Source organism: Sulfurospirillum sp. HTRB-L1 (assembly GCF_059415125.1).
The window spans coordinates 1-5,496 of record NZ_JCAHZR010000017.1; the positions used below are offsets into that span (position 1 = coordinate 1).

Sequence of the window (5,496 nt, forward strand, 5' to 3'; positions counted from 1 at the left end):
AGTAAACAATAAAGCAGTAAAAAGAATAATTGACGAGCCGGCAGCGACCTACGTTTCCGTCCCAGTAAGGGAGAGTATTATCGGCCATGATGCGCTTAGCTTCCAGGTTCGGGATGGAGCTGGGCGTTTCCACATCTGTATAGCCACCGGCAAGCGTCATGGAAAAAGACCGTAGTCTGCTTCCATGACGCTTTGGTGTCATTGTTAAAAGTCACACATTTTACTGTAAAAACAACCTCTCTATCCTTATCAAGGAAGTGATGCTAAGAAATAAGTAAGCCAAACGACCGATTAGTACTGGTCAGCTAAAGGGCTTTCACCCATTACACACCCAGCCTATCAACCATGTAGTCTACATGGGGTCTTCGGGGATTGTTCATCTTGGAGTTGGCTTCCCGCTTAGATGCCTTCAGCGGTTATCTCATCCGAACATAGCTACTGGGCGATGCTCTTGGCAGAACAACCCATACACCAGTGGTTCGTCCAACCCGGTCCTCTCGTACTAGGGTCAGCTCTCCTCAACAATCCTACGCCCACGGCAGATAGGGACCGAACTGTCTCACGACGTTCTGAACCCAGCTCGCGTACCGCTTTAAATGGCGAACAGCCATACCCTTGGGACCTGCTCCAGCCCCAGGATGCGATGAGCCGACATCGAGGTGCCAAACCTCCCCGTCGATGTGAGCTCTTGGGGGAGATCAGCCTGTTATCCCCGGCGTACCTTTTATCCTTTGAGCGATGGCCCTTCCACGCAGAACCACCGGATCACTATGACCGACTTTCGTCTCTGTTCGACATGTACGTCTCACAGTCAAGCTGGCTTGTACCATTATACTCTGCGAACGATTTCCAACCGTTCTGAGCCAACCTTTGTAAGCCTCCGTTACTTTTTAGGAGGCGACCGCCCCAGTCAAACTACCCACCAGACATTGTCCTCCTTGGGGATAACCCAAGCGAGTTAGCTATCAGAATAAAGAAGAGTGGTATCTCAACAATGGCTCATCCTAAACTGGCGTCTAGGAATCAAAGCCTCCCACCTATCCTGCACATCGTTATCCCAACAGCAGTGTCAAGCTATAGTAAAGGTGCACGGGGTCTTTCCGTCTTGCCGCGGGTAGGAGGAATTTTCACCTCCACTACAATTTCACTGGATTCCTGGTCGAGACAGCTCCCATCTCGTTACGCCATTCATGCAGGTCGGTATTTAACCGACAAGGAATTTCGCTACCTTAGGACCGTTATAGTTACGGCCGCCGTTTACTCGGGCTTCGATCAAGAGCTTCGCCTTGCGGCTGACACCATCAATTAACCTTCGAGCACCGGGCAGGCGTCACACCCTATACATCCTCTTACGAGTTAGCAGAGTGCTGTGTTTTTGGTAAACAGTCGGGAGGGACTCTTTGTTGCAACCTTTCTAGCTCCATCCGCAAGGGACTTCACCAGAGGAGGCACACCTTATACCGAAGATACGGTGCTATTTTGCAGAGTTCCTTAACCAGAATTCTTCCACGCGCCTTAGAATACTCATCTCACCCACCTGTGTCGGTTTACGGTACGGGTAACAGTTGCTATACTTAGAAACTTTTCTTGGCTCGACGGCATCAACGATTCAGACGCAGCTCCGAGGAGCGTTGTCTGCCTGTCGGGTCTCGAATAAAGAGATACGGATTTGCCTGTACCTCAATCTACGCCCTTCGACCAACTATTCCATCAGTTGGCTCGTTTAGCCCTAAGCGTCCTTCCATCGCGCGCACCTGTTAGTATTGGAATATTAACCAATTTCCCATCGCCTACCCCTTTCGGACTCGGCTTAGGCCCCGACTAACCCTACGATGACGAGCATCGCGTAGGAAACCTTGGGTTTTCGGCGTTAATGATTCTCACATTAATTATCGCTACTCATGCCTGCATGCTCACTTCTAGCCGCTCCAGCGCTCCTTACCGGTACACCTTCAACGCTGACTAGAACGCTCTCCTACCACTCCATATAAATATGAAATCTACAGCTTCGGTACTTACTTTAGCCCCGTTATATTTTCCGCGCAGAATCACTAGACCAGTGAGCTATTACGCTTTCTTTAAAGGATGGCTGCTTCTAAGCCAACCTCCTGGTTGTTCAAGTAACTCCACATCGTTTTCCACTCAAGTAAGATTTAGGGACCTTAGCTGGTAGTCTGGGTTGTTCCCCTCTCGACGACGCATTTTATCACCCGCCGCCTGACTGCTGTGATTCCACGTAGGGTATTCGGAGTTTGACAGGGTTTGGTACCTTGGTATAGGCCCTAGCCCAATCAGTGCTCTACCCCCCTACGCTACGACACAACGCTATACCTAAATATATTTCGGAGAGAACCAGCTATCACGAAGTTTGATTGGCCTTTCACCCCTATCCACAAGTCATCCCGAGACTTTTCAACGCCTATGGGTTCGGTCCTCCACTGGCTCTTACACCAGCTTCAACCTGCTCATGGATAGATCACTTCGTTTCGGGTCTGCAGCATCTGACTAAATCGCCCTATTCAGACTCGCTTTCGCTACGGCTTCGGGTTTCCTTAACCTTGCCAGACACCACAACTCGCAGGCTCATTATGCAAAAGGCAGTCCATCACCCTGGATACACCATAGGGCTCTGAATGATTGTAAGCAAATGGTTTCAGGTTCTATTTCACTCCCCTCACTGGGGTTCTTTTCACCTTTCCCTCACGGTACTTGTGCACTATCGGTCAGACAGGAGTATTTAGGGTTGGAGGGTGGTCCCCCCAGATTCAGACAGAATATCACGTGTTCCGCCCTACTCAGGATACTGTTAGGATTGCTTATGCTTTAAAATACGAGGCTATCACTCTCTGTGGCCCCTCTTTCCAAAGGGTTCTTCTAGCAACTACGTTCCATGTCACAGTCCTACAACCCCTGATGCAAGCATCAGGTTTGCCCTAGTCCGGGTTCGCTCGCCGCTACTACCGGAATCTCGTTTGATTTCTCTTCCTGTGGGTACTGAGATGTTTCACTTCCCCACGTTCGCCCCCCGAAGGGTAACATGCCTCTCGACATGCTGGGTTGCCCCATTCGGAAATCCCTGGATCAAAGCCTCTTGGCGGCTCCCCAAGGCTTATCGCAGCCTAGTACGTCCTTCATCGCCTCTGTCTGCCAAGGCATCCACCATTTGCTCTTAGTAGCTTACCTATTCTTTTTTGACGCATCACTTCCTTGATAAAGATAGACACTTAATGTCTTCTTGTACTTGAAGTAATTCAAGCACAATTCATCTCACTAAAGCTTTCACTTCGTGAAGATGTCCTTTAACAAGAAACGTGAAATTGTTTTTACAATTTTGTTGTGACTTTTAACAATGATACGGTAAATAACGTTTAAACCAACAAGGTCTAATCCAAAGCTTACATGTAAGGCTTGGATTAAACATCATGGAAAAAGCAATGTCAATGACGCTAAGGTTTGTTAGAGGTGGTGGAGAATAGCGGGATCGAACCGCTGACCTCCTGCGTGCAAGGCAGGCGCTCTCCCAGCTGAGCTAATTCCCCAAGATGGTGGGCATAACAAGATTCGAACTTGTGACCTCACCCTTATCAGGGGTGCGCTCTAACCAACTGAGCTATACGCCCCTTAGTGTCGTCAATCTCTCAAACCTAAACAAGTGAATCTACACGTAGCAAGTAAGGATTTGTGTGTTTCTTTGGGTTCCGCCCCTGCAACTGAATGCAGGGGCCAAATACTCTAGAAAGGAGGTGATCCAACCGCAGGTTCTCCTACGGTTACCTTGTTACGACTTCACCCCAGTCGCTAATCCCACCGTGGACAGTAGCTATTCTAGCTTCCTGGCTTCGGGTGAAATCAACTCCCATGGTGTGACGGGCGGTGAGTACAAGACCCGGGAACGTATTCACCGTAGCAATGCTGATCTACGATTACTAGCGATTCCAGCTTCATGTTCTCGAGTTGCAGAGAACAATCCGAACTGAGAATAGGTTTATAGATTTGCTCCACCTCGCGGTATTGCGTCTCATTGTCCTATCCATTGTAGCACGTGTGTAGCCCTGGCCATAAGGGCCATGATGACTTGACGTCGTCCTCACCTTCCTCCTCCTTACGAAGGCAGTCTGTTTAGAGTGCTCAGCCGAACTGTTAGCAACTAAACACGAGGGTTGCGCTCGTTGCGGGACTTAACCCAACATCTCACGACACGAGCTGACGACAGCCGTGCAGCACCTGTCACTTCATTCTAGCAAGCTAGCACTCCCGTATCTCTACAGGATTTGAAGGATATCAAGGCCAGGTAAGGTTTTTCGCGTATCTTCGAATTAAACCACATGCTCCACCGCTTGTGCGGGTCCCCGTCTATTCCTTTGAGTTTTAATCTTGCGACCGTACTCCCCAGGCGGAACACTTAATCCGTTAGGTGCATTACTGCCCTGACGTGCAGGGCAACAACTAGTGTTCATCGTTTAGGGCGTGGACTACCAGGGTATCTAATCCTGTTTGCTCCCCACGCTTTCGTGCCTCAGCGTCAGTTGAGTTCCAGCAGATCGCCTTCGCAATGGGTATTCCTGGTGATCTCTACGGATTTTACCCCTACACCACCAATTCCATCTGCCTCTCCCTCACTCTAGGCTGCCAGTTTTCCAAGCAGTTCAACGGTTGAGCCGTTGGATTTCACTCAGAACTTGACAACCCGCCTACGCACCCTTTACGCCCAGTGATTCCGAGTAACGCTTGCACCCTCCGTATTACCGCGGCTGCTGGCACGGAGTTAGCCGGTGCTTATTCATAGGGTACCGTCATTATCTTCCCCTATAAAAGGAGTTTACACACCGAAATGCGTCATCCTCCACGCGGCGTTGCTGCATCAGGGTTTCCCCCATTGTGCAATATTCCCCACTGCTGCCTCCCGTAGGAGTCTGGACCGTGTCTCAGTTCCAGTGTGGCTGATCATCCTCTCAGACCAGCTACCCGTCATTGCCTTGGTGAGCCATTACCTCACCAACAAGCTGATAGGATACAGCCCCATCCCTTGGCACCGGAGTTTTCCCGACTTACCTTAGAGTAAGAAGGAGTATGGGGTATTAGCAGACGTTTCCATCTGTTGTCCCCCACCAAGGGGCAGGTTAGCTATACATTACTCACCCGTGCGCCACTAAGAAAGAAAGGCGAACCTCTCTTTCTCCGTTCGACTTGCATGTGTTAAGCACGCCGCCAGCGTTCACTCTGAGCCAGGATCAAACTCTCCATAAAAGTTATGAAGTGTTTTTAGAGAAACCAGAGCGCTCAGCTTCTGGCTTCTACCTTCCAAGCTCGTATAGATCACTTGTTTAGATTTCAAAGATTGACATTGACATTAAAAAAATAAATAACATAAGACTTTCAAACACTGAAACAGTGAAACTTCCGAGAACTTCTTGGTCGAAGAAGAAGGGGTGGAAAGTCTTGGTCGTTCTCTCAAACGAGGCCGAAATTATATAGCGGTGAAGCTTAAAGGGAGGT

The 5,496-nt window shown here is 49.4% G+C and carries 2 tRNA genes and 3 rRNA genes; all 5 read right to left on the reverse strand.

Going from position 1 to position 5,496, the window contains the following annotated elements:
* Nucleotides 1-35: 35 nt before the first annotated feature.
* A 5S ribosomal RNA gene (gene rrf, locus AC5SLM_RS14330) occupies nt 36-151 on the reverse strand.
* A 119-nt stretch (nt 152-270) separates the two neighbouring features.
* Nucleotides 271-3,183 (reverse strand): 23S ribosomal RNA (locus tag AC5SLM_RS14335).
* Nucleotides 3,184-3,463: 280 nt separating this feature from the next.
* Nucleotides 3,464-3,539: transfer RNA gene (locus AC5SLM_RS14340), tRNA-Ala, on the reverse strand.
* Between the two features lie 4 nt (nt 3,540-3,543).
* Nucleotides 3,544-3,620: transfer RNA gene (locus AC5SLM_RS14345), tRNA-Ile, on the reverse strand.
* A gap of 116 nt (nt 3,621-3,736) precedes the next feature.
* A 16S ribosomal RNA gene (locus tag AC5SLM_RS14350) occupies nt 3,737-5,247 on the reverse strand.
* Together the 16S, 23S and 5S rRNA genes with 2 tRNA genes alongside form the textbook arrangement of a ribosomal RNA operon.
* Nucleotides 5,248-5,496: the final 249 nt, after the last annotated feature.